Origin of the sequence: Pseudomonas sp. R9.37, from assembly GCF_963878885.1 — a bacterium.
Lineage (GTDB): Bacteria > Pseudomonadota > Gammaproteobacteria > Pseudomonadales > Pseudomonadaceae > Aquipseudomonas.
In genome coordinates, this window is record NZ_CAWNZA010000047.1 from 155,846 (window position 1) to 181,148 (window position 25,303).

The 25,303-nt window shown below is 60.5% G+C and carries 12 protein-coding genes; 7 read left to right on the plus strand and 5 right to left on the minus strand.

The window, feature by feature from the left end; genetic code table 11:
• The first annotated feature begins 123 nt into the window (after positions 1–123).
• The 3 genes from AACU78_RS24705 to guaA all read left to right on the plus strand — a co-directional run bounded on the left by AACU78_RS24705 (position 124) and on the right by guaA (position 3,908).
• Positions 124–672 (plus strand): sugar ABC transporter ATPase, encoded by a 549-nt coding sequence (locus AACU78_RS24705; protein ID WP_106578283.1) that lies wholly within the window; start codon positions 124–126, stop codon positions 670–672.
• Between the two features lie 104 nt (positions 673–776).
• Positions 777–2,246: an IMP dehydrogenase gene (gene guaB / locus AACU78_RS24710; protein ID WP_016977684.1), complete on the plus strand. Its 1,470-nt coding sequence runs from the start codon at positions 777–779 to the stop codon at positions 2,244–2,246.
• A gap of 84 nt (positions 2,247–2,330) precedes the next feature.
• Positions 2,331–3,908, plus strand: coding sequence for a glutamine-hydrolyzing GMP synthase (guaA, locus tag AACU78_RS24715; protein ID WP_065930366.1), 1,578 nt, complete (start codon positions 2,331–2,333; stop codon positions 3,906–3,908).
• A gap of 470 nt (positions 3,909–4,378) precedes the next feature.
• On the opposite strand, the gene AACU78_RS24720 is transcribed toward guaA, so the two are convergent.
• The 5 genes from AACU78_RS24720 to treR form a co-directional block, all read right to left on the minus strand.
• The gene (locus tag AACU78_RS24720) at positions 4,379–5,284 is read right to left on the minus strand and encodes a PoNe immunity protein domain-containing protein (RefSeq protein WP_017134671.1); all 906 of its coding nucleotides are present in this window, start codon (positions 5,282–5,284) and stop codon (positions 4,379–4,381) included.
• Positions 5,281–14,379 carry a hemagglutinin repeat-containing protein gene (locus tag AACU78_RS24725; protein WP_106578285.1) on the minus strand — a complete coding sequence of 3,033 codons (9,099 nt, stop codon included), beginning with the start codon at positions 14,377–14,379 and terminating at the stop codon, positions 5,281–5,283. The genes AACU78_RS24720 and AACU78_RS24725 overlap by 4 nt, the downstream gene beginning before the upstream one ends.
• A gap of 44 nt (positions 14,380–14,423) precedes the next feature.
• Positions 14,424–14,942, minus strand: a complete 519-nt coding sequence (locus tag AACU78_RS24730) for a toxin-activating lysine-acyltransferase (RefSeq protein WP_106578286.1) — start codon at positions 14,940–14,942, stop codon at positions 14,424–14,426.
• An 11-nt stretch (positions 14,943–14,953) separates the two neighbouring features.
• The gene (locus AACU78_RS24735) at positions 14,954–16,657 is read right to left on the minus strand and encodes a ShlB/FhaC/HecB family hemolysin secretion/activation protein (RefSeq protein ID WP_106578498.1); all 1,704 of its coding nucleotides are present in this window, start codon (positions 16,655–16,657) and stop codon (positions 14,954–14,956) included.
• Between the two features lie 482 nt (positions 16,658–17,139).
• On the minus strand, positions 17,140–17,844 hold the full coding sequence (treR, locus tag AACU78_RS24740; RefSeq protein ID WP_106578287.1) for a trehalose operon repressor: 705 nt from the start codon (positions 17,842–17,844) through the stop codon (positions 17,140–17,142).
• A 252-nt stretch (positions 17,845–18,096) separates the two neighbouring features.
• Here treR and treP point away from each other — a divergent pair, with 252 nt between their 5' ends.
• The 4 genes from treP (at position 18,097) to ptsP (ending at position 25,303) form a co-directional block, all read left to right on the plus strand.
• A complete protein-coding gene (gene treP, locus AACU78_RS24745; RefSeq protein WP_106578288.1) occupies positions 18,097–19,539 on the plus strand; it encodes a PTS system trehalose-specific EIIBC component in 1,443 nt (480 codons plus the stop codon).
• A gap of 65 nt (positions 19,540–19,604) precedes the next feature.
• A complete protein-coding gene (gene treC, locus AACU78_RS24750; protein WP_106578289.1) occupies positions 19,605–21,251 on the plus strand; it encodes an alpha,alpha-phosphotrehalase in 1,647 nt (548 codons plus the stop codon).
• A gap of 134 nt (positions 21,252–21,385) precedes the next feature.
• A complete protein-coding gene (locus tag AACU78_RS24755; RefSeq protein ID WP_106578290.1) occupies positions 21,386–22,606 on the plus strand; it encodes a maltoporin in 1,221 nt (406 codons plus the stop codon).
• A 165-nt stretch (positions 22,607–22,771) separates the two neighbouring features.
• Positions 22,772–25,303 (plus strand): phosphoenolpyruvate--protein phosphotransferase, encoded by a 2,532-nt coding sequence (gene ptsP / locus AACU78_RS24760; RefSeq protein ID WP_106578291.1) that lies wholly within the window; start codon positions 22,772–22,774, stop codon positions 25,301–25,303.

The window sequence follows — 25,303 nt, forward strand, 5'->3', positions numbered from 1 at the left end:
GGGATTAAGCTGCCGGGCTCTAGGGCCTCATCGCGGGCAAGCCCGGCTCCCACAGTTGATCGCATTCCAATGTGGGAGCGGGCTTGCCCGCGATGGGGCCAGTAGCCACACCGCAGGACTCTCATGAACTCCCAAAGCATCCTTGTCCCGAAAATTTCCACCTTGCTCGTCCACGAACCCCGCGCGCGGGCGATCGTGCGCTGGCTGGTGCGCAAGAACATCATCAAGGAAGAGCTGACCACCTGCGGGCGCACCGGCAATCGCATGGCCTACGCCCTGGCCGACGGCGCCCGTGCCGTGGTGTTGCACCCCGAAGCGCTGCCGTTCAACGAGCCGATCAATGGCCTCGAGATTATCTACAAACGCTGCATCTATACGCCGGCCAAGGGCTTTCTCGAAGAAGCCGGCTGCCCGGAGTGCCTCAAGGAAGTCGGCGAGGCGCTGTTCGAAAGCCTGGAAGACTGGATGCCCGGCCACACCGACAACTTCACCTGCCCTTTGTGTGGGCATGAAGACGACATCAACGGGTTTCTGTTCCTGCAGGAATGCGGGTTTTCCAACCTGGGTTTCATTTTCAACAACTGGGCAGAGGCGGGCTTCAAGCAGAGCTTTATCGATGAATTTGCCGATTGGCTGGACCAAAAGATGAGTTGGGTCAAAGTCGAGCTTTAACCCTTCTATCAGTATTACCAAGTTTGTCAGAGTTTTACATTGAGCCTGACAGGGTGCATGTATATAATGGCGCGCTTCCATTTTCCCGCTCGGGAGCCCCCGCGATGCTGCGTATCAGCCAAGAAGCTCTGACATTCGACGACATTCTCCTAGTGCCCGGTTATTCCGAGGTGCTTCCTAACGAAGTCAGTCTCAAGACCCGCCTAACCCGTGGCATCGAGCTGAATATTCCCCTGGTTTCCGCTGCCATGGACACCGTCACCGAAGCCCGTTTGGCAATCGCCATGGCTCAGGAAGGCGGCATCGGCATCATCCACAAGAACATGACCATCGAGCAGCAAGCTGCCGAAGTGCGCAAGGTCAAGCGTTACGAAGCCGGTGTGGTGAAAGATCCAATCACCATCGAAGCCGACGCTACCGTGCGTGACCTGTTCGACCTGACCCGCCTGCACAACATCTCCGGCGTCCCGGTACTGCACGATGGCGACCTGGTCGGCATCGTCACCTCCCGTGACGTGCGTTTCGAGAACCGTCTTGAAGTCACCGTCCGCGAAGTGATGACGCCTAAAGAGCGCCTCGTGACTGTCAAGGAAGGCGCCGACAAGAACGATGTGCGCGAGCTGCTGCACAAGCACCGCATCGAGCGCGTGCTGATCGTCGACGACAAATTCGCCCTCAAAGGCATGATGACCGTCAACGACATCGAAAAAGCCAAGGCTTACCCGCTGGCCAGCAAGGATGACCAAGGTCGTCTGCGCGTTGGCGCTGCGGTCGGCACCGGTAAAGACACCGGCGATCGCGTTTCGGCCCTGGTCGCTGCCGGCGTTGACGTGGTGGTGGTCGACACTGCCCACGGTCACTCCAAAGGCGTGATCGACCGCGTGCGCTGGGTCAAACAGAATTTCCCTGACGTGCAAGTGATCGGCGGCAACATTGCCACCGGCGCTGCCGCCAAGGCCCTGGCCGAAGCAGGCGCCGACGCCGTCAAGGTCGGTATCGGCCCGGGCTCGATCTGCACCACGCGTATCGTCGCCGGTGTGGGCGTGCCACAAATCAGCGCCATCGCCAACGTCGCCGCTGCCCTTGAAGGCACCGGCGTTCCGTTGATCGCCGACGGCGGCATCCGTTTCTCCGGTGACCTGTCCAAGGCCATCGTAGCCGGTGCTTCCTGCGTGATGATGGGCTCGATGTTCGCCGGTACTGAAGAAGCGCCGGGCGAGATCGAACTGTTCCAGGGTCGTTCGTACAAGGCTTACCGCGGCATGGGTTCGCTGGGCGCCATGTCCCAGGCGCAAGGCTCTTCCGACCGTTACTTCCAGGACTCCTCGGCAGGCGCCGAGAAGCTCGTACCGGAAGGCATCGAAGGCCGTGTGCCGTACAAAGGCACCTTGAGCGCGATCATCCATCAACTGATGGGCGGCCTGCGTTCCTCGATGGGCTACACCGGCAGCGCCGACATCGAAGAAATGCGTACCAAGCCTGAGTTTGTACGGATCACCGGCGCCGGCATGGCTGAATCCCATGTCCACGACGTGCAGATCACCAAGGAAGCGCCAAACTACCGCGTAGGTTGAGGCTTCCAGCAAAATGTTAAGTAACCGGGGCTGTTTTATTCAGCCCCGAGTTGTTTCTGAATTACATAGACGAGACTGATCCTCATGGCCCTCGACATTCACGCCCACCGCATCCTGATCCTCGACTTCGGTTCCCAGTACACCCAGCTGATCGCCCGCCGCGTGCGCGAAATCGGCGTGTACTGCGAACTGCACCCGTTCGACATGGATGACGAAGCGATTCGCGAATTCGCCCCTAAAGGCGTCATCCTCGCCGGTGGCCCCGAGTCCGTGCACGAAGCCAACAGCCCGCGCTGCCCGCAAGCCGTATTCGACCTGGGCGTGCCCGTCTTCGGTATCTGCTACGGCATGCAGACCATGGCCGAGCAACTGGGCGGCAAGGTTGAAGGTTCCGAGCTGCGTGAATTCGGTTACGCCCGTGTTGATGTGGTCGGCAAGAGTCGCCTGCTGGACGGCATCGAAGACCACATCGACGCCGACGGCCTGTTCGGCCTCGACGTGTGGATGAGCCACGGTGACAAGGTCACCAAGATGCCGGAAGACTTCCACATCCTGGCCAGCACCCCGAGCTGCCCGATTGCCGGCATGTTCAACGACGAGCGCGGCTATTACGGCGTGCAGTTCCACCCGGAAGTGACCCACACCAAGCAAGGCGGCCGTATCCTGTCGCGCTTCATCCTCGACATCTGCGAGTGTGAAGCCCTGTGGACTCCGTCGAAAATCGCTGAAGACGCCATCGCCAACGTGCGTGCCCAGGTCGGTACCGACAACGTATTGCTCGGCCTGTCCGGCGGCGTTGACTCCTCCGTGGTTGCCGCGCTGCTGCACAAAGCCATCGGCGACCAGCTGACCTGCGTGTTCGTCGACAACGGCCTGCTGCGCCTGCACGAAGGCGAGCAAGTGATGGCCATGTTCGCCGAGAACATGGGCGTCAAGGTGATCCGCGCCAACGCGGAAGACCAGTTCCTGAACAACCTGGCCGGCGAGTCCGATCCAGAGAAGAAGCGCAAGATCATCGGCCGCACCTTCATCGACGTATTCGATGCCCAGTCCAACAAACTGGACAACATCAAGTACCTCGCCCAGGGCACCATCTACCCTGACGTGATCGAGTCGGCCGGCGCCAAGAGCGGCAAGGCCCACGTGATCAAGTCCCACCACAACGTGGGTGGCCTGCCTGAGGAAATGAACCTCAAGCTGGTAGAACCGCTGCGCGAGCTGTTCAAAGACGAAGTCCGCCGTCTGGGCCTGGAACTCGGCCTGCCGTACGACATGGTCTACCGCCACCCATTCCCAGGCCCGGGCCTGGGCGTGCGGATCCTCGGTGAAGTGAAGAAGGAATACGCCGACCTGCTGCGTCGCGCCGACCACATCTTCATCGAAGAACTGCGCAAAGCCGACTGGTACCACAAAGTCAGCCAGGCATTCGTGGTGTTCCAGCCAGTTAAGTCGGTGGGTGTGGTAGGCGATGGCCGTCGTTACGCCTGGGTTGTTGCCCTGCGTGCGGTGGAAACCATCGACTTCATGACCGCCCGTTGGGCACACCTGCCGTACGAACTGCTGGAGACTGTCAGCGGCCGTATCATCAATGAGATCGAAGGTATTTCGCGCGTGACGTATGACGTGTCGAGCAAGCCGCCGGCGACGATTGAGTGGGAATGAGCCCATAGCGAGGCATGAAAAAAACCGGCTTTTGCCGGTTTTTTCATGCCCGCGATAAGGGCTTATTCTTGCTCATTAAAGAGTCGCATTATGTGGGTGGTCCTGGCTTTTGTGCTCGTCGCGGCCATTCCCGTGAGCTTGTGGGCGTGATCTCTGTGCTCAACACCCGGTCCGAAGCTGTCAACCAGTCCATGGATGGCAGCACCCCACTGGGGAGGTCGATCAGTTGCTCAGCGCCCTCGGCGGCAAGACCCAGCAAGTGTCAAAGAAGATGGAAAGCTGCCTGGACCTGTCACGCGCCAGGGTGTCCGCTATTGAAAACGCACCTGAAAGCTTTGAAGGCATTCAGCTGTCGGTGAATCAAACCAGGTGCAAAGCACCTTATTCCTCCCATCGCCGGCATCGACGTTGGCACTTCTCGGCGGGTGCTTGCCTTGCGATAGCCGTGTCTTGCTTGATCACACCGGCGCTTATCTATCACTGGATCGGGTGAAAATTCGGGCCCAAAAGCCGGCTTTCTTTGCTGAAGCCAACGGTGGATGTGGCTCTGTTGTCTCTCTTGCCGGGTGAGTGCTAGGGCCATCAGGTCTCAAAAGGTCTCCCGGATAATGCTCTTGACCTAGACATGGCGAGTCATCCATTCCAAACGCCTTCACGGCAGCGACGGCTTCTACACACCAACGACCAAAATAAGCCCCGCCTTCAAAGTTCTGGTCGCCATAGGTATACCAATAAGGATGCCGATAGCTGACCGCTTGCGGGTCTGATCCGGATTTCGCGCCAGTGCGCACTTCCAGATACCAGTGCTCGACAAAGGCTTTGAGCAGCGGCGGCTGAGAGTCTGCGGGTGCGTCCACGGCCTTCAACAAACGACCATACGGCTTGGGATATAGAAGCACGGCTCCTATCTTGCGGTCTGGACTGCGGCTGGCAATGATCCGATCAAGAAGTACGTCTTCGCCATCATTGCCGATCAAGGCCAGCAAGCGATGCCATTGCTCGTCTGGAATGTCGAGTGCGAGTGCCAAGCCGACCAGCCAGAAGCAAATGATGTAGTGGTCGTAGTTGACGCGCCAGTGGTGCCGGGTGAATTGCTGCTCTGCAGTCCACACTGCTGCTCCGAGCCGCTCAGCTTCTTCCCAAGCATCTAACAGACCGGGGAAGTAATGCGCCAAGTTAGTAATTGGGCATCCGGCTGAGTATTTGCGCAGAATTTGGTGCCAGTGTTTCTGAGCAAGTGTAAATTGGAATTGGGGCGCGTAATTCTGATCACCCGAGTTGTTATCAGCGGCTACAGATTCTTTTTTTATGTAATCGTCGTTGTACTCAATCCACTCAGACCAGTAGCTTATTTCCCCTAATGGTGCGCGAATCATTTAGCGGCCCTTCCTAATAGTTTTGATGTGGCAACTGGATCAGCTACAAATTTTCCATTTTTTTCCAGGACGCCGACAGTGACATTTCCAAACGGGTCTGTATGGACTAGCCATTTTTCGACACGGCCTGCCTGTAGTGCTTTGTTGATGCTATCAGCAGCTTTCTCATTACCGTTGACAGACTCCAGAATCCGATTGTAGTTAGTAGAGCTACCTTGTAACCAATCATCACTCATCTGCAGCCCATCTCGGGTGGGCTTCAGCTTGGACGAGCCAAATTTGTACTCAACAATCAGGTAGTCGACACCAGGCTTATCTACCTTGTACAAATCGTCAATGCCTGTCTGGCCAATATCGGGAGCCCGGCCAATTTTTTCAGCACCGGGCACCAACGTCTTGATTTGCTCTCCACCCATGATGTCCCCGACGATGCTCTTCTGCGCGTTGGTCATGGCGCGGAAGTCCATCAGCGGCGTGCCGTTAGGGTTGAACTGCCCGCCGCGTGCTACAAGCTTGTCGAATTTGGCGAGGCTCGCCACCTCAGCCATCTTTTCAAGCTGCTGCGCTCCAACCTTGATCCCTGCCTTGGCCAGCGCCACACCACCTTTCGCAGCCCCGCCGACGCCCGTTGCAATGCTGCCGACCTGCCAGGCGATTTCGCCGATGGCCTTGCCCAATGCTTCGGCGTTTTCGTCGCCGCCGACTTCCAGCGCGGTCTTGATCGTTTCTATCTTGACGTTGAGTTCGTTGACGACGCTGTCGCCAAACTGCTTTCTGGCCTCCGGGTTATTAATCAGTTGGCCAAGGCCGGTAAGCCCTTCGATGGGGTGCGCAACAAATTCGGCGAGGCCCGTGACGTCATTCCAGCCTGACTGGGCCAACCCCTTGCCGATGCCGAACTGGGTCAGAACATCCTGCCTGCCGCTGATGTACGACCATTTGGCAACGACTTTGCCAGCGGCAATCAGGCCTTTTGCTTCGTCGTATTCCTTCTTGAACTGCACGATCTGCTGTGTCGCCAGCCAGTTGTTATCCACCGCCGCACCCGCCGCGGTATTGGCGGTGGTCGGGTCGATGGAGGCGCTGGTCGCTGCCAGGCCGGTCACCAGGCTGACGATCAGGTTGCGCTTGGCTTCGCGTTGTTCTTCGCTTTCGTCGGGGCTGCTTTGTGAGAACAGGCCGGTGAGCAGGCTTGATGCCGCCGCGCCTGCCGCGCCGCTGCCGCAACTTTGGCTGCTGGCGGCGGCACCGGCACAAGCGACGATGCCGTGCAGGGCCGCGTGCAGTGGCGAGCCTTCGGTGAGTTCGCCTTTGGCCACCAGGTCGCCTATGTAGCCGGCGCCCCGTTGCTGCACATAATTGACCACCAGGCCTTGCACGAAGGCAGCGTTGCCCGCGCTGATATTGCCGCCTGCAGCACCGATCAGGGCGGTGGTGATCTGGCGATAGGTGCCGCCTGCGCCCCAGTTTTCGGAGATCGCGTTGGCCTGTGCCGAGTACTCCCGCGCCTGGAGCTGCAGTTGCAGGCGCGCAGCGTCACTCATTGGCGTGTCACGATTGTCTGCTTTTGACTGCAGCTCTTTTGCCTGTTTGCGTTTGAGGTCCGCTTCCCTGGCTTTGTTCGCAAGGAAGGTACTGGCTTCGTTGGAGAACGCGCTGACGATCTCAAAACCGGCGCGGATTTCATCTTCGTCGAAGATCGGTTTGAGCGAGTTGCTGCCATCGCGATCACTGGACACATCACGGTTGAGGCTGGCGATGGTTTGTTCAGCGGTCTGGCCGGTGCGTTTCTGCTGCTCGGCGTCGTCGGTAATGACGACGGCACCGCCACTGATGCCGCTGCGTGTCACGCTGCTGGCCTTGTCGCTGGCGCTGATGGCGATCGGCATATTGGCGCCGATGTTGTTCTCGTTTTTGGCCAGGTCGGTGCCCGGGTTAACCTTGCCGCCAGTCTGCGCGTTGCCCTTCTGGTCCTTGCCGACTTCGTTGTAGCCGCCGCCCAGGCTGACGGTATTGGCGTCGTAATCCGCCTTGTTTTTGATGTCGCGGCTGGTGAGGCTGGATGTGACCAGGCTGTTTTTGCCGTCCTGCACGGCCTTGTCGCTGCTGGCGATCACGCCGCCGACCAAATCGGTGTTGCCCCGCACGTTGATGTCGAAACCGTCATCACCGGCCTTGATGCCTGACTGCTCGGTGACGCTGGCATAGTTGGAGTCGATGTTGGTTGCGCCAAAGTTTGCGCTGGCACCGCTTATCGAGCTCATGCCGTAGCAGAACGGTGGAATACAAAGACTGATGCCGATGCCCAGGCTCTTTTCATCGACTTTGTACGTGTTGGTGTCTTGCAGGCTTTCGATATTAAGATCGCCGCCGACGTCGGCGATGACTTTTTTGCCACTGGCCACCGCCCCCTTAAGCTGCGTGTCGCCGCCGGATGACAGCAGCAACTGGTTGCCAGCCTCCACTTTGGTATTGGTATAGGTCAGCTCGTCGCCGTCGGCCTGGCCCCGGTTTCCGGTGGCACCCAGGTCCAGGGTAAAGCCGTTTCTGCTACCGCCCAGCGAGAGGCCGATACCGATGCTGGCGCTGCTGCCTTTGCTGTCGGTGTTTTGCTGGCTGGTGTTGTTGGCGGCGAGCAGGTTGATGTCGCCGTCGGCCATCAGGCTGGCGTCACGCCCGGCCTTGATCTGGCTGCCTTGGACCGTGATGTTGCTGTCTGCACCTGCGCCGGTCGCGCGCAGGCGCACATCTTGACCTGCGGTGATGGTCGAACCGGCGGCGCTGTCGCTGGTCTGGGTGGTTTTGCTTTCGTTCTTCTTGGTGCCCAGCGACAGGCTGATGTTGATACCGCCTGCCGCGCCAGGGTCCATTGCCACCGCCGTGGCGGCGTTGTTACCGCCCAGCAGGACCGTGGCCGCTGCCAGCGCCTTCATGCGCCCGTCATCGGTTTTCTCCGATGCCTGCTTCATCTGCTGGGTGGTCTGGATTGCACTGATGACAGGGTTAGTCACCGTCAGAGTGAACCCGGTCTGTTTGAACAGGGTTTCACGTTCGCGTTTGCTGGTGTTGCGGGCTTCAACGACATCGATGGTTTGCCCGGTGATATCGACGCTGCCTTCGGGCGCGCTCACCTGGCTGCCCACCTGGCGGTAGCCTTTGCCCGCTTCCATCAGCACATCGCCCTTGGTTGACCCCACGGTACTCGCCGCTGCGGTCTGGCTAGTGGTGAGGTCCTTGACCGTTTGCTGCTGGGTGCCGAGGGTGACCGCGATACCGCCGCCGCTGAACAGGCCGCTTGTCTTCACCGACTTGTCGTGACGTTCGCTGCTGCTTTCCGTCGCGGCTTCGATATTGATGTTGTTGTCAGCCGCCAGCACGGTCTGGTTGGTGGACACCACGTTGCTGCCGCTGACGTTTATGTCGCGACCGGCCTGCACATAGGTTTTCTCGGCACTCAGCGTCGAGCCCTGCGCCTGGGTCTGGTTGACGGTGTCGCGTGTGGTAGTGGTCTTGCTGGAGAACAGGCCGTTGCTGCCTTTGAATTTGTGCGCTTCATCGGCGAACTGGGTGTTTTGCGCAGCGGTCAGGTTCACGTCGCGCCCGGCGTCGGCGATGATTGCACCTTGCTGACTGGTGACGCTCGTGCCTCGGGCATTGAGGTCCTGCCCGGCGCTGAGGCGCACATCGCCTTGGCCTTGAATGGTTGAGCCGACTTCGGTCTGGCTGGCGTCTTTGCGCCAGTTGCTGCCGTTCCAGTTAACCGATTGCTGATGGGCTTCGCCAACGGTGGTCAGGTTGATGTTGTTGCCTGCTTGCAGCGAGGTACTGCCGCCTGTACCTGCGTTGACCACCTGAGCGCCGGTCAGGTTGAGGTCTTTACCCGCGTTGACGTCCATGGTGCCGCCAGCGCCGCTGACGAACAGCCCGGCCACCCGTGACAGGTTGGTGCGGGTGCCTTGGGCACTGCTGCTGTCGCGACTGCTGGACACGACGTTGACGTTTTGCCCGGCGTTGATGGCGAGGCTGTCTGTCGCGCCGATCAGGCCGCCGAGGTTGTCGAGGTTTTCCCGTGCCGTCAGCGAGACCTTGTCAGCCTGGATGCGGCCGCCGAGGTTTTCGATGTTCTGCGCGGTAATCGCCATCACGCTGCGCCCGGCCAGGCTGCCGCTGTTGACCAGATCACCGGCAATGTTCAGGTTCAGGCGTTGCCCGGCAATCAGCGAGCCAGAGCCGTTAAGGTCGCTTTCCTGCACGCGCACATAGACCTGCGGCACCAGCACGTTGCGGGTTTCGCCGCTGGCGAGGGTGACTTTTTTCTGTACCAGCCAGACGATATCGCTGGTCAGTTGCGCCATCTGCTCAGGGGACAGCTCGATGCCTGGCACCAGTTGCCATTGATTGGCAAGGGTGACGGCATTGTCGATCAGCGCTCGGTACTGCGCTTCGTCATTGGCATAGCCATCGAGGAAGCGCCGACCGGTGAGTTGTGCAACCTGTTCGCGAATCAGTTTTTGCTCATAGAAGCCATCGCCGAGACGCTGCTGGGTGAGCGCAGGGTCGACTTGCAGGCGCTCCAGCATGTAATCCGAAGACAGCCAGGTGCGATAACTGGCGAAACGCGGGTCGGTTTCGATCAAGTAATTGCTGGTGGTCTGCGGGTTGGTGGTGAACAGGCTGTTGTTCGGCAATTCAAGGGACGGACCGCCGGTGCGAATCTGCTCGGCCACGCCTTGTGCGTTCTGGGTGGTCTGCGCTGCAACCTGAACGATCGGAGCTACTTGAAAGGTACGGGCGGCCGGAGCGCTGACCGTACCGGTGGAAGCGATCTGCTGGCCGACGGCCTGAGTACCGCGTGCGCTGATCTGGGTGCCCGTGCCGCTGACCGCTGTGTTCTGCGCGAAGACGGTAGGTTGCAGGGAGATATCCTGAATCAGCGGGGCAGGGGTATAGGCTGCGGTGTTCGCGCCTTGCCGGTCGCGGCCCTTGCGCTGGATGCGGTAGAAGTTGGTGACGCTGCCGCTGTCGACGGTGGTGCGCTGGCCCGACACTTCGGTGTTGGTCAGGCTGGTGACGTCTGCCTGCAATAGTCCGCCGGCGATGATGCGGCTCTTGTCGTTGAGCACGTCGCCGGCGCTGATCTGCATTGTCCCGCCAGACAGGATCTGCGCCGGGGCCGAGGTGGCGATCTGGGTTTCGTTGACGACGCGGGCGTAGTCGTAGCGGTTCCAGTTGTCGCGCTGGCCCTCGGGGGTGACCAGGTAATTCACCTCATCGTGACGCAGGGAGATCTCGTTGGCCTGGTAGCGGTTGGTCGAGCCGGTGAGTTGAAACTCCTGCTCGGGTGTTCGACTGACCTCAACATCGCGCGTGCTGAAATGTTCGTTGGTGTTGCGCACGCTTTGTACGTTCAAAGACAGATCGCCAAGCGCTTCGAGGGTCGCGCTGGCATTGGTCAGCAATTGAGCGCGACCCTCAGCGGTGTCGAGCGTGCTCAAGGTTCCGCCAATGGCGAGGTCGCCGGCACTGAAGACCAGCGATTGCTCGCGGTTATTCAGGGTTGCGGTGCCGATATTCAGTGACTCACGGGCTGCTATCGTTGCTGCGGTGCCATTTTCATCGAGGTTGTTCAACGTCGAGGTGGCTATCGCCAGTTGGTCGCCATACAGGCGCGCGGTGCCGAGGTTATTGAGCGTCGCTGCCTGCACGCGGACTTGCTGACCGTCGATCAGCCCGCGGTTGGTCAGGGTGTCAGCGACGTTCAGGCGAACCTGGCCCGCGCTGATTTCGGCGTTGGCGCTGTTGTCGAGCGTCTGCGCGTTGACCAGCAGGGACTTGCCCGCCAGCAAACGCCCGGTGTTGTTGAGTGCACCGGCGGTGCTCAGATCAACGCCGTCGTTGGCTTGAATCTGCCCGCTCAGATCAAGGCCGCTCTGCACCCTGAAGTTGATGTCGCCCAGGCTCAGCGCCCGGCCCGTGCCGCTGTAATACGCGGCGTTGAGCGACAGCAGCTTGCCCGCAATCAGCGTACCGTCGAGGTTGTTCACCGACTGGCGACGCTGTGCGGTATCGCGGTCGCTGATCGTCAGGTCGCCGGTCGAAGAGATCAGCCCGCTCTGGTTATTCAGCGTCTGGCTCACGCCCAGCAGCAGGCCTTCATCGGTGCGCACGGCACCAGTCTGGTTGTTGAGGGTGTTAACCGCCAGGTTCATGCTGCGGCCTTCAAGGCCCAGGTTGGTGCCCTGGGTGGCGCTGTTGTCGAGCACATCGGTGCTCAGCTTCAACGCGCCTGCGCTGCGGACCAACCCACCCTGATTGTTGAGGGCCTGACCCAGCGCCAGTTCGACGTCGCCGAGGCTTTGCAACTGGCCGCCACGGTTATCCAGGCGTGCGCCGTCGACGTGTACGGTTTTCTCGCCAATGATTTGGCCGCCGTTGGTGTTGACCACGTCGCTGGCGGTGAGCAACAGATTGCCCTTGGTGCTCAAAAAGCCGGTGCTGTTATTGACGCTGGCGCTGCGGATTTCCACGGCATCCTGACCGCTGATGCCTTTGGTGGTGCCGGAGTCGAGGTTATTGAGGGCCTGATTTCCGGTGTCGATAAACAGTTTGCCTGCAGACTGAATCAAGCCCGCCGCGTTACGCAATTCGCCGCTGCGCAAGTCGAGCGTGGCGCGTGCGTCGAGCGTGCCATCGCTGTTGTCAAACAGATTGCCGTTGCTGTTGAGGTCCAGTGCCAGGCCACTGATCACACCGCTGTGGTTGTTCACACCTTGCGCCGCCACGGCGATGTCGCCCTGGGCTTCGAGACGCCCTGCGTCGTTGTTCAGTGCGCCATCGGTCACGTTCACCGACAGCCCGGACTGCACCGAACCCAGCACGCCATGGGTGTTGTTGAATTGCCCGGCGATGATCGCCATGCGCTGGGTCGAGGCGAGCGTGCCGCCGATATTGTTCAGTTGACCGAAGCGGGCTTGCAGCGTGCTGCCGGCGCTGAGGGTGCCCTGAGCATTTTCCAGGCGCGCGCCGCTCAGTTCAGTGCCGCCGCTGGCAGCCAGCGTTCCGCCGCTGTTGTCGATCAAATCACTGGCGGTCACCGTCAGCAGGCCGCCGTCGGTTGCAACCACTTTGCCGTTCTGATTATTCAGCGTGCCAACGTTGATCGCCACAGCGCCAGGGCTGCTGACTTGGCCGTTCTGATTGTTGAATTGTTCGCTGACATTGATCTGTAAAGGCTCCAGCCCCGTTTGCAGAATGCGGCCGTATTGATTGGACAGGGTGCGGGCCTGGAGCGTGAGCTGTTGGCCCTGGGCCAGACCTTCATTCAGCACCACGTCGTCAGCCTTGATCGACACGCTGCCATTACTGGCAATGCTGCCTTTGGTACTGCCGAGTTGGTTGGCCTGAATGCCCAGCGAACCCTTGCCTGCGTGTTCGATGCTGCCGCTGCCGTTGTCGATGCGACCGGCGCTGATCCGGGTATTGGTCGCGTTTGAGGCAATTCGTCCGCTACGGTTGTCGAGGCTCGTGGTGGCGTTTATCGATGTGTCGGCGACGCCGGTCTGCACCAGCTCGCCGCCGACGTTGGACAGATCACCGGCGTTCAGTTGCAGGTTGTCGGCGTTGACGCTGGCGCTGTCTGTGCGCAGGGTTTTTGTCGCGTTGGCCGCGAGGGTCTGGCTGGCATCCACGCGGCTGCCACTGAGATTGCTATCGCCGTTGTTGGCGGTCAGGGTGACATTGCGGCCTTGAGTCTGGCTGCCGCTGAGGTCCAGATCATCGGCCTGGATGCTGACATCGCCTGCCGCCAGGTTTTGACCCTGCGCTTTGATGTGGGTGGCGCGCACCGCAAGGTTGCCGCTGCTGCCCAGTCTGCCGTCCACGCCTGCGCCCGCCGCCAGGCTTGAGCCCTGGGTGCTACGAATCGATTTGGCGCTGAGGGTTGTTTGATTCTGGCTGGCAATCGTGCCGCTGTTGTCGATATCCCCGGAGCTGGTGAGGTTCAAATCGCCCTTGGCGTAAAGCGAGCCGCTATTGTCAACGCTTGTGGCAGTGATACGGGTGGCCGTGGTGCCGCTGATTGTGCCCATGTTGTGCAGTTTGCCGTCTGCGCTGACGACCACTTCACCCGCCATGGCGCCAATTTGCCCGGCATTGCGCATGCCGACACCCGATTCGGTCCCCACCAGCACGATCTTCCCGGCGTACATTCCGCCCAATTGCGCCACGTCGATGCCGACGGCTGGCTTGTCGCCGTCGGCGCCGGCCTGAGGCTTGGCCTGGGTGTTATCGGCGTTGACCTGATTGCGTCCGGCAGTGACCTTAAGGTCATTGGCCCAGATACCCGCATTGACCTGCACGGTACGGGCAATCAGGTCGGTGTAATCGGCGTCGCGGCTATCAAGGCCCTTGCCCTGAATGTTCAGAGTGCCGCCGTTCACGGTGTAGCCGCTGATGCTGCCGTTCTCCAGCTGCACCTGACCGGTGCTCAGGGTCGCACGGTTGGCGTTGATGAAGCCGCAACCGTCGCAGGTAATGCCGGCCGGGTTGGCGATGACCACCTGGGCGCGTTGCCCGGCGACTTCGACATAGCCGCGTAACTGGCTGGGGTTGCTGGCGTTGACCTCATTGAGGATGACCCGCGCGCTGCCTTTGGCCATCGCTGCGTTGCCTTCGATCCAGCCACCCAGTTGCGTTTGGGTGTTGGCGCCGCTGTTGTTGAGGATGACGCCGCGCGGGTCGACATCGAACTGATTGTAGGTGTTACGCGAAACCCCGGCTGCGCTGGGCGCTTGAATATTCACCTGCGGCGTGCCGTTGGCGCTTTGAATCACCGTCGGACGCTGGCCGGCTGCGGCGGCAGGATCGGCCACAATCGTGCCCGCCGCCCACGCCGGTACAGCGCTCCAGGACACCAGCCCGAGCGCGATCATCAATGCAAAACGCATCGGCCCGAGCGTTGCCGTACAGCCCGCGTCGGCGGTGGTAAGGCTGACGCGGGTGCCCGGCGCCTTGACCTGGCTGGTGACGTTCTCCGCCACCACCATCAACAGCCCGCGTGCCTTGTTGAAAACAATTCGGTACAGGTGCTTGTTCATAGCAATTCCATTTGCGGAGCCGGCCCGCGATACAAAAGTTGAAGTTACGGTGCTGTGGCAACCGGGTGAGCTGCAAACCAGGCTCTGGCCTGTTCAGGGATCACACCGATGCCCTGGAATGTTTTGATTTGCAGGCCTCGCTCGTCGCCCCGGTGATACAGCGCGCGACCGCATCGGTTGGCGAACAGGTGGCGCTGGAGGATTCGGGTAAAGGTGGCTGTATGGCCAAACGGCGCGACCCAGTCGTTGAGCCAGAGACGCTCGCCGCAATTCCAGTCCGCGTCGCTCAATGTCAACGGTGATTGCTGCAAATAGCGCTGTTCCGCTGCTTCATCGACGTTAAGCCAAGAGAGGTAGCACACCGGCTTGCCGTACTCGCTGCCCAGCACGAATTGGCGATGCTTGAGCGCCGGCAGCAGAAGTGTCGGTAAGCTGTGCAGTGGCGCATCACGGTGAGCGCTGGAATGCATCCACAACCAAGTGACCGAGCCCAGCACTGCCGCCTCGTTCCAAGGCTCGTCGATCAGGCCGGGTGCCGTGATGTCCAGGGTTTCAAAACGCATGGCATTGCCCCTCAGAACGACCAGATGACGGTAAAGTCGCTGGTCACGTTGGCGGTCTTGAAGCCATCGGGCTTCTTGAGCGGCGTGCCTACCGACCAGTCATAAGACAGGCCCTTGTAACCACCACGCACACCCACCACAGCCCCCGCCAGTCGTTTACCAATCAGGAACTTACTGGCCTGACCGCTGACTTCGCCGTAGTCGACACCGGTGTAAAGCTCCTGGCCGGTTTGCCCCAGCGCCAGGCCGACTTCGTTGCGCAGTGTCCAGCCGCGATCGGCAGAAAGAATGTTTTCGCCGTCAAACCCGCGCACGCTGTAGCGTCCGCCAATCGAGAAGCGGTCTTGCGGCACCAACGGTGTGCGGTTCCATTGCGACCGCCAACTGCCGATATAGCGCAGGCGCTGGTCGCTTATGGCGAATGGCACTTGCAGCTGGGCGTCGGCGGTGATGATCTGCGAGCGGGATGTGCCTGCACCAGAGGCTTCTTCGGGGGCCGGCAGCGAGTCATGTGCGCCGGTGCCGCGACGGTAGGCGACGCCAAGGTCCAGAATAGAGGTGCCGATAAATTCCCGGTGATCCAGGCCGAGCTGCCAGCCCGCCATGCGCCGATCCTGGTTGCCGATCTCGGTGTCGTCGATGAAGTTTTCAGAAGACCGTGTCCACAGGCCACCCCACGCCGTGGTCTTGCGCACGGCATCGCGGTAAATCAGGCGAGACAGGCGCAGATCGTTGGTACGGCTTTCGCCTCGATACTGGTACGTCTGGGTGGCGCCGGCGACCGACTGCTCGTAGTTATACTCGCTGGTGGTGAACGCCAGTTGCCAGTAATCCATCGGCAGCGAGTAGTGGAGCGTATTGCCATTGGAGCCGTGTCGGCCGGACTCGCCGCCGCCCAGGTCGTGGTTGAAGCTGGCGTAGAACAAGTCGTTGAGCGACAGCAGGTTGTCCAGCGACAGCGAAACATTGCCCTGATATTTGCCTGTGGATTTGCTGCCCGAGTTGTCGAAGGACAGGCTCACGCGTGCCGGAAACTCCTGGCTCCATTTGATCACCACATCGCTTTCGCCGGGCTTGGCATCAGCCGCCAGGGTAGGTGTGATCTGAATGTCGGCGTCGGCAGTGGGCACGCGCTTGAAGTTTTCCAGCGCCTGTTCGATATCGCGCAGGTTAAGCAGGTCGCCGGGGTTGGCAGGCATCGCATTCCACAGGGTAGCGCGACGGCTGGTGCCTTCGGCAAAACGGATTTCGCGGATGCGCCCCGGCACGATTGTCAGCACCAGAATTCCGCTGTTGAGGTCCTGCGCTTCGGCAAGCACGCGGGTGGTGACAAATCCCGCCTGGATGATCGCATTCTGCATGCGCTTCATCGTCATGTTGATGCCCGCGCCACCCAGACAGCGCCCCACGGCGGGGTCGTCCTCGGGGTTGGCGGCCTTCAGCGCCCATTGAAACTTTTCGGATGCATCGCCAATCAGGCGGATGTCTTTGATGGCGAAGCAGGGCGCTTCTTTAGCCGGAAGACGGGAGCCGCCTTCGTCGAGCGCAGGTGCCTGAAGACGCACATCGGGCCGCGATTCCAATTGATCACGCAGCGCGCGTTCACGCTCCTGCTGACGCAGTAATTCCTCTTCAGGCCCGGCAGCCTGAGCGGTGGCGGTCGTAAAGAGTGTCCACACTGCCAGCGCCGTCAGCGCGAGGTGTCTTGCATTCATCGACGACAAGCGGGCCAGCCCCACGACATATCGGGAGGGGCCTGGCTTGTGCAGTGGGCAGCGTGAGTCCGCGAGCATTTCACATCCTTGTGATCAGAATCAGAGGCGCAACAAGTGCACAGCCTGGAACGGCGGTGGCACTGAACGGAAATAGAATAAGGTCGATGTATCTACACTTAGAAAAAGAAATTTCCCACGTGGCTTTGGATAGCTCAGATAGAGGCATGCGCCATAAGTTTCATGGCGGGTAAGCGGTTTGATACAAAAATCAGGAAATGTGACGCCTTCCACATGGCCTGCGGATGTTGAGCCAAACGGGTCAGAGAAGTGTGCCCGGCGTAGACGTCCACACGAACTCATCCACAACCCCAGCACCTGCTGAGCCGGATGGCCCGCCAGGAAGGTGTGTCAGAGCGAACATGCGCGGCAGGTGCCCTGCCATCGCGGGCCACCGCGCTCCCACACCGGTTTTGCGTGAGGCCTCAGCGCCGCGCAATGTCAGAAAAGTAAAACTTGTCCAGCGTATGCCGCGACTCGGTGTACTCGAACTGCCGCCCATCCTGCAAAAACGTCTGGTTGCTCACCACGATCACATGGCTCTGACCTTCGAGGTCCAGGTGGGTCTGATCGTCCTTGCTGCGCGGCAGGGCTTCGATGGTGCGTTGCGCGTAGCTGATCTGCAGCTGCAGAGTCTGCTCGATGAACGCGTAGATGGACTGTTCGGCGATGTCACGGTCCAGACCGGGGATCAGTTCGGCAACGAAGTGGTTGATGTCGAGGATCACCCGTTTGCCGCCGATGCGCCGTACCCGTTTGATCCGCGTGATCAGAGTGCCGGGTTCGGCCTCGATGTGTTGCAGCAGTGAACCTTCCAACGGGACTTGGCTGAACTCGACGACTTCGGTACGCACGTCATCGCCCAGGTCAGCGTGGGTTTCGTGGAAGCTGACGATGCCGCCCAGTTGAAACTCGATCGGGTTGGGCGACAGCACGAACGTGCCCTTGCCGTGAATTTTTTGCGCGAAACCGCGCTCCTGAAGCTGCTCGATTGCACGACGCACGGTGCCACGGCTGGCCTGGTAGGCGTCCATCAGTTCGGTTTCGGAGGGAAGGCGCGTGCCGCGTTGCAGGCGTTCGGTGGTGATGTTGGCAAGCAGATCCGTATAGATCTGGTTGTATTTGCTCATGGGGATGGCTCTATGCCCGACTTGATGAGGGTGAACTGCGCGTTCAAGGCAGGAACCTTAGTGGCAGAGGTGGGCTTTGTCCATTGGGCACCTGTGGAATAGAGGAAAAGTCTGACTCCACATTCAGAAAATTAAACTATTTGTAACTCGTACAGACGAGTTGTTGCTTTAACTCGTACAGACGAGTACTTTTGCCCTCGGCGTGCTGCCAATGACTGCCCCCAAATAAAAAAATCAAAGTGGAAACCAAGCATGAGCCACGACTATTCGAATATTGCCCGCGAGATTCTCGAGAACCTTGGGGGCAGCGACAACCTTGAGCAGGCTGCCCACTGCGTGACCCGCCTGCGCCTGGCGCTCAAGGACCCGAGCCTGGTCAACAGCGGTGCGTTGAACCAGGTCGATCTGGTCAAGGGGTCGTTCTTCACCGGCGGCCTGTTCCAGGTGGTGATCGGCCCCGGTGAAGTGGAGCGGGTTTACGCCGCCCTGCGCGAGCAGACCGGTCTTGCCGCCTCCACCATCGCCGACGTGAAAAAGAAAAGCGCTGACAAGATCAACCCTGTGCAGCGCCTGGTGCGGGTGTTCTCCGATGTGTTCATGCCGATCCTGCCGGCGCTGATCATTGCCGGCTTGCTCATGGGTGTGAACAACCTGATGGGCGCAAAGGGCATGTTCATCGCGGACAAGACCTTGCTGGAGGCCTACCCGAACCTGGACGGGGTGTGGAGCCTGATCAACCTGATGGCCAACACTTCGTTTGTGTTCCTGCCCGCGCTGGTGGGCTGGTCGGCGGCCAAGCGGTTTGGCGGCAGTGAAATCCTCGGCATCGTGCTCGGCCTGATGCTGGTGCACCCGGACCTGCTCAATGCCTGGAACTACGGTAAGGCGGTCAGCGGGCTTGATGGCCAGAGCATGCCGTACTTCGATATTTTCGGCTGGTTCAAAATCGAGAAGGTGGGCTATCAGGGGCAAATACTGCCGATCCTGATGGCCGCCTATGTCATGAGCGTCATCGAGAAATGGCTGAAGGCGCGTGTACCCAATGCCATTCAATTGCTGGTGATTCCAATCACCACCATTGTCGTCACGGGCGTGCTGGCGCTGGCGATTATCGGCCCTGTGACCCGTCACCTGGGCATCCTGATCACCCAAGGCCTGGTCACGCTGTTCGACCTGGCGCCAATGTTGGGCGGGGCGATATTCGGTCTGCTGTTTGCACCGCTGGTGATCACCGGCATGCACCACATGTTCCTTGCCGTGGACCTGCAATTGATCGCCATTCAGGGGGGCACCTTTATCTGGCCAATGATCGTCATGTCTAACCTGGCCCAGGGCAGTGCGGCGCTTGGGGTGTTCTACATGACGCGCAATGCACGAGACAAAAGCATGGCGTCCACCTCCGCAATCTCCGCTTACTTCGGCATCACTGAACCGGCGATGTTCGGCATCAACCTGCGCTTCAAGTTTCCGTTCTATTCAGCGTTGCTCGGCTCGGCCATGGCCAGTGTTTTCCTGGCGATGAACCAGGTCCAGGCCTCTGCCATTGGGGTGGGCGGCTTGCCTGGCTTTATCTCGATTATTCCGCAGTTCATCCCGGTTTTTTTGATTGGGATGTCGATCGCGATTGTCGTGCCGTTTGTTTTGACCTGTGTGTTGAGCATGAAGATTGTTCAGCCTGGATACAGGGTCGCCTGACCTACCGCTATCGCAGGCAAGCCAGCTCCCACAGTTGATCGCATTTCAAATTGAAGGAACCCACCATGCAAAACTGGCAGCACTCGGTGATCTACCAGATCTACCCAAAAAGCTTCCACAGCCACGCGGGTAACGCCACCGGTGACCTGCTGGGCATCGTGGACAAGCTCGATTACCTGAAATGGCTGGGCGTGGATTGCCTGTGGATCACCCCATTCCTGCGCTCGCCGCAGCGCGACAACGGCTATGACATCAGCGACTACTACGCCATCGACCCGAGCTACGGGACCATGGCCGACTGCGACCTGCTGATCAGCGAAGCGGCCAAGCGCGGCATCACGCTGATGCTCGACATTGTGGTCAACCACACCTCCATCGAGCACGAGTGGTTCCAGCAGGCGCGCAGCAGCCTCGATAACCCGTACCGCGACTTCTATATCTGGCGCGACCAGCCAAACAACTGGGAGTCCAAGTTCGGCGGCTCCGCCTGGGAATACGAAGCGCAAACCGGCCAGTACTTCCTGCACCTGTTCGACCACACCCAGGCCGACCTGAATTGGGACAACCCCCAGGTGCGCGCCGAAGTGTTCAAGTTGATGCGCTTCTGGCGCGACAAGGGCGTGGGCGGTTTCCGCCTGGACGTGATCAACCTGATCTCCAAGCCCGCCGATTTCCCCGAAGACAACACTGATGGCCGGCGCTTCTACACCGACGGCCCGAACGTGCACCACTACCTGCAGGAAATGCACCGCGAAGTCTTCGAAGGGCATGACCTGATCAATGTCGGCGAGATGTCGTCCACCAGCCTGGAACACTGCATTCGCTACTCCAATCCTGAGTCGAAAGAGCTGTCGATGACCTTCAACTTTCATCACTTGAAGGTCGACTACCCGAACCTGCAAAAGTGGGTGAAGGCCGACTTTGATTTCCTGCAGCTCAAGCAGATTTTCTCTGACTGGCAACTGGGCATGCAGGCCGGTGGTGGCTGGAATGCGCTGTTCTGGTGTAACCACGACCAACCGCGGGTGGTCTCGCGTTTTGGTGACGACGGCGAGCACCGCGTGGTCTCGGCCAAGATGCTCGCCACGGCGCTGCACTTCCTTCAGGGCACGCCGTATGTGTACCAGGGCGAAGAGTTGGGCATGACCAATCCTGGCTTCAACACGATCGAGCAGTACCGCGATGTCGAGACCCTGAACATCTTCCGGCTCAAGCGCGATGCCGGTGAGTCCGAGGCCTCGAGCATGGCGGCGATCATGCAGAAGTCGCGCGACAACGGCCGCACGCCGATGCAGTGGAGCACTGAAGTCAACGCCGGTTTCAGCAGCGGTGAACCCTGGATCGGTATTCCAGCCAACGCGGCGCAGATCAACGTCGAAAGCCAACGGGATGACCCGGATTCGGTGCTGCATCACTACCGTGCGCTGATTGCGTTGCGTCGGCATGAGCCGCTGATTCAGGCGGGGGTTTATCGCCCACTGCTGCAAGACCACCTTCAGGTCTGGGCCTACCTGCGCGAAGGCCATGGCGAGCGCTTGCTGGTGGTGAACAACTTCTATGGCAAACCCTGCGAAATCCGGCTGCCGCAAGGCGTGATCAACGCGTCGAGCGCGCAGCGCCTGCTGATCAGCAACTACCCCGATTGCCCGTTGCGTACGGCCACGGTGGTGTTGCGCCCTTATGAATCTTTCGTGCTGCACCTGACCGACTGAACCACCGCGAGTCACCCGTAGGAGCCCACTTGCCGGCGATAGCGCCCTGAACGCGCCATTGCCAGCGAGCAGGCCCCTGCACGCCGCGCGAAAGACAAAAAGTAAGAAAAAAATAAAAATAAAAGGAGTGCTTCATGAAAACAACAATAAAGCTGGGCCTCATTGCGTCATGCCTCACCGCACCTTTTGCCGCGCAGGCCCTGGAATTTGCCGGTTACTTGCGCAGCGGCGCGGGCACTTCAACGGGCAGTGGCAAGCAGCAGTGCTTCCAGTTGCCAGGGGCGCAATCCAAATACCGTCTGGGTAACGAATGCGAGCAGTACGCCGAGCTTGAGCTGCGCCAGGACCTTCTGACACTCGACGACGGCTCGGTGCTCAGCGTTGATGCCATGGCATCGCTGTACAACAAGTACGACCGTGCCCTGAAGTTCCAGGGCGAAGACAACGGCTCGGCGCGCATGCCGCAGATGTATGCGCAGTGGTCCAATTTGCCCAGCCTCAATGGCGGCTCGGTGTGGGCGGGCCGGCGTTACTACAAACGTAACGACATCCATATCTCCGACTTCTACTACTGGAACCAGAGCGCCACGGGCGGCGGCGTCGAGGACGTGCTGATCGGCGACCTCAAATACAGCTACGCCATTTCCCGCAAGGACAACCTGTACCAGAAGGAATACGCCACCCGTCACGACTTCAACGTCGCGGGGTTCAAGACCAACCCCGGCGGTGAGCTGGAGTTTGGCTTGAGCTACATCGAAAAAGCCGGCGGGCGCGACGCCAACAGCGGTTGGGCGATCACGGCGCAGCATGTGCAAAAACCTTTCCTGGGCGGCAAGAACAAATTCGCCTTGCAGTACGGCGAAGGCCCCGGCACGGGCTTGGGCTACACCGGCAACACGGCGTTGGATAACAGCAGTAAAAGCTACCGCGCCGTGGAGTTTTTCGACTGGCAGGTGACCCCGCGTTTCGGCGGGCAGGTCGAGGCGGTGTATCAAAAAGATATTCGCCCTGGCAGCCAGGACCAAACCTGGATGTCCATCGGCGTGCGCCCGGCGTATGCCATCAGCGAGCAGTTCAAACTGGTCACCGAACTTGGGCATGATCAGGTCGACGCCACCGGTGGCACGCGCAAGCTGAGCAAATTCACCTTCGCCCCGACTTGGTCGCCCAATGGTCCGGATTTCTGGGCGCGGCCGGAAGTGCGTTTGTACTACACCTATGCAACCTGGAACGAAGCGGCCAAGCGCGCGGCGAATGAATTGGCGGCAGGCTCGGCGTTGTCCGACACCGGCGCCTACGGCACAGCGCGGCATGGCTCGAATGTGGGTGTGCAGGTCGAATATTGGTGGAAATAACGCGGATTTAAGTGAATGAGTTTTATGTGGGAGCTGGCTTGCCTGCGATAGCAACACCTCGGTTCTGCTGAGAAACCGAGTCGCCAGCATCGCAGGCAAGCCAGCTCCCACATTGGATCTTCGTTCGCCCTATGATTTTTACAGAACAAAACAGCAGGTGAAGTCATGACCACAACGCAACCCCTGGAACTGCTGGCGCCGCTATCGGGTGTGCTGCTGGCGCTGGATCAGGTGCCCGACCCGGTGTTCGCCAGTCGCATGATCGGCGACGGCCTGTGCATCGATCCCACCTCGCAGACCCTTTGCGCGCCGCTGGCCGGGGTGATCAGCAGTCTTCAGGACAGTGGCCATGCGGTCAGCGTTACCGACGACAACGGCGTTCAGGTGCTGATGCATATCGGCCTGGACACGGTGAACCTGGCAGGCCAGGGCTTCAAGCGGCTGGTGCAGGAAGGTCAGCGAGTGGAAGCTGGGCAACCGCTGATTGAATTTGATGCCGATTACGTAGCGCTCACTGCGCGCAGTTTGTTGACCTTGATGCTGGTGGTCAGCGGCGAGCCGTTTACGCTGTTGGCGCCCGACGGCAATTGCGTGGATGTGGGCCAGCCGCTGCTGCGAGTATCCCCCGGCGAGGCAACTGCAGCAGTCGCGCAGGAGGAGGGTGAGGCCCTGTTCTCCAAGCCGCTGAGCTTGCCCAACGCCAACGGCCTGCACGCCCGCCCTGCGGCGGTGCTTGCCCAGGCGGCCAAGGGTTTTGAGGCGAGCATTTACTTGCACAAGCAAACCCAAAGCGCCAACGCAAAATCCCTGGTGGCGATCATGGCGCTGCAAACCGCACAGGGCGATACCTTGCAGGTCAGTGCGGCGGGTAACGATGCTGACGCGGCGATCAAGGCATTGGTCGCGCTGTTGGCCGAGGGCTGCGGCGAAACGGTTGCGGCACCGGCGCAGGTGATTGAGGCAGTCGCGCCCGTGTCGTCGGCCGCGTTGCTGCGTGGCGTGTGTGCGTCACCGGGTTCGGCATTTGGCCAGGTTGTTCAGGTAGCAGAACCGGAGCTGAACATCATTGAAAACGGCACTGACGAAACCGCCGAGCGCGACGCGTTGACGCGTGGCCTGCTGGCGGCAACCGAGGCGTTGCAAACCCTGCAAACCAAGGCGGCCGGCAGCGCTCAGGCCGAGATTTTCAGGGCCCATCAGGAGTTGCTCGAAGACCCGACCCTACTGGAGCAAGCCCATGGCCTGCTGGCCGAAGGCAAAAGCGCCGCCTTTGCCTGGAACAGCGCCACCGTTGCCACCGCCAAGCTGTTCCAGGGCCTGGGCAATGCGTTGCTCGCCGAGCGCGCGGCGGATTTGGCCGATGTCGGCCAGCGCGTGTTAAAGCTGATTCTCGGTATCCAGGACCGCGCATGGGACTTGCCCGAGCAGGCCATCCTGATCGCCGAGCAACTGACGCCGTCACAAACCGCCAGCCTGGATACGCGCAAGGTGCTGGGGTTTGTCACTGTCGGCGGCGGCGCGACCAGTCATGTGGCGATCCTCGCCCGTGCGCTCGGCCTGCCGGCGATTTGCGGTGTGCCAGGGCAGGTGTTGGCACTGGCTAATGGCAAACAAGTCCTGCTCGACGCCGACAAAGGCGAGCTGCACCTGGAGCCAGACCTGGCTGAAATCGAAACACTGCAGGCGGCCCGTGATCAGCAAGTGCAGCGCCGCCAGCGTGAGGTGGCGCAGGCGGCCTTGCCGGCCACGACCCGCGACGGTCATCACGTTGAGGTCACGGCCAACGTCGCTTCATTGCAGGAAGTGGAGCAATCCCTGGCCTTGGGCGGTGAAGGCGTCGGCCTGCTGCGTTCGGAATTTCTCTACCTGGACCGCAACCGCGCACCCAGCCCCGAGGAGCAAGCGGGCACCTACAGCGCCATCGCCCGCGCCCTGGGCACTGAGCGCAATTTGGTCGTGCGCACCCTGGACGTGGGGGGCGACAAGCCGTTGGCCTATGTACCGATGGAAAGCGAGACCAACCCGTTTTTGGGCTTGCGCGGTATCCGCCTGTGCCTGGAACGCCCGGAGCTCCTGCGCGAACAGTTTCGCGCGATCCTTGCCAGCGCCGGTTTGGCGCGGCTGCACATCATGTTACCGATGGTCAGCCTGCTCTCGGAGCTGCACCTGGCGCGCAGGATTCTTGAAGAGGAAGCGCTGGCGCTGGGGCTCGAAGCGTTGCCGAAGCTGGGCATCATGATCGAGGTGCCGTCTGCGGCGCTGATGGCCGATGTCTTTGCCCCGCATGTGGACTTTTTCTCCATCGGCACCAATGACCTCACCCAATACACCTTGGCCATGGACCGTGATCACCCACGGCTGGCCAGCCAGGCTGACAGCTTTCACCCTGCGGTGTTGCGCCTGATCGCCACCACCGTCAAGGCCGCGCATGCCCATGGCAAGTGGGTGGGCGTGTGTGGCGCGTTGGCGTCCGAAGCGTTGGCGGTACCCATGTTGATCGGGCTTGGCGTGGATGAGTTGTCGGTCAGCGTGCCGCTGATCCCGACCATCAAGGCCACCGTGCGCGAGCTGGACCTGGCTGACTGCCAGATCATTGCCCGCCAGGTGCTGGGCCTGGAAGAAGCCGCGCACGTACGCGAGGCCCTGCGCCAGTACCACGCGGCTACCGTTCAAACCTCACCTGTCGTGGAGCACTGA

Excerpts from the sequence above, each read along its gene's own strand:
- treC (WP_106578289.1), top strand. The coding sequence starts at position 19,605 with ATGCAAAACTGGCAGCACTCGGTGATCTACCAGATCTACCCAAAAAGC.
- AACU78_RS24725 (WP_106578285.1), bottom strand. The coding sequence starts at position 14,379 with ATGAACAAGCACCTGTACCGAATTGTTTTCAACAAGGCACGCGGGCTG.
- AACU78_RS24730 (WP_106578286.1), bottom strand. The coding sequence starts at position 14,942 with ATGCGTTTTGAAACCCTGGACATCACGGCACCCGGCCTGATCGACGAG.
- guaB (WP_016977684.1), top strand. The coding sequence starts at position 777 with ATGCTGCGTATCAGCCAAGAAGCTCTGACATTCGACGACATTCTCCTA.
- treP (WP_106578288.1), top strand. The coding sequence starts at position 18,097 with ATGAGCCACGACTATTCGAATATTGCCCGCGAGATTCTCGAGAACCTT.
- ptsP (WP_106578291.1), top strand. The coding sequence starts at position 22,772 with ATGACCACAACGCAACCCCTGGAACTGCTGGCGCCGCTATCGGGTGTG.
- AACU78_RS24705 (WP_106578283.1), top strand. The coding sequence starts at position 124 with ATGAACTCCCAAAGCATCCTTGTCCCGAAAATTTCCACCTTGCTCGTC.
- AACU78_RS24735 (WP_106578498.1), bottom strand. The coding sequence starts at position 16,657 with ATGAATGCAAGACACCTCGCGCTGACGGCGCTGGCAGTGTGGACACTC.
- AACU78_RS24720 (WP_017134671.1), bottom strand. The coding sequence starts at position 5,284 with ATGATTCGCGCACCATTAGGGGAAATAAGCTACTGGTCTGAGTGGATT.
- AACU78_RS24755 (WP_106578290.1), top strand. The coding sequence starts at position 21,386 with ATGAAAACAACAATAAAGCTGGGCCTCATTGCGTCATGCCTCACCGCA.
- guaA (WP_065930366.1), top strand. The coding sequence starts at position 2,331 with ATGGCCCTCGACATTCACGCCCACCGCATCCTGATCCTCGACTTCGGT.
- treR (WP_106578287.1), bottom strand. The coding sequence starts at position 17,844 with ATGAGCAAATACAACCAGATCTATACGGATCTGCTTGCCAACATCACC.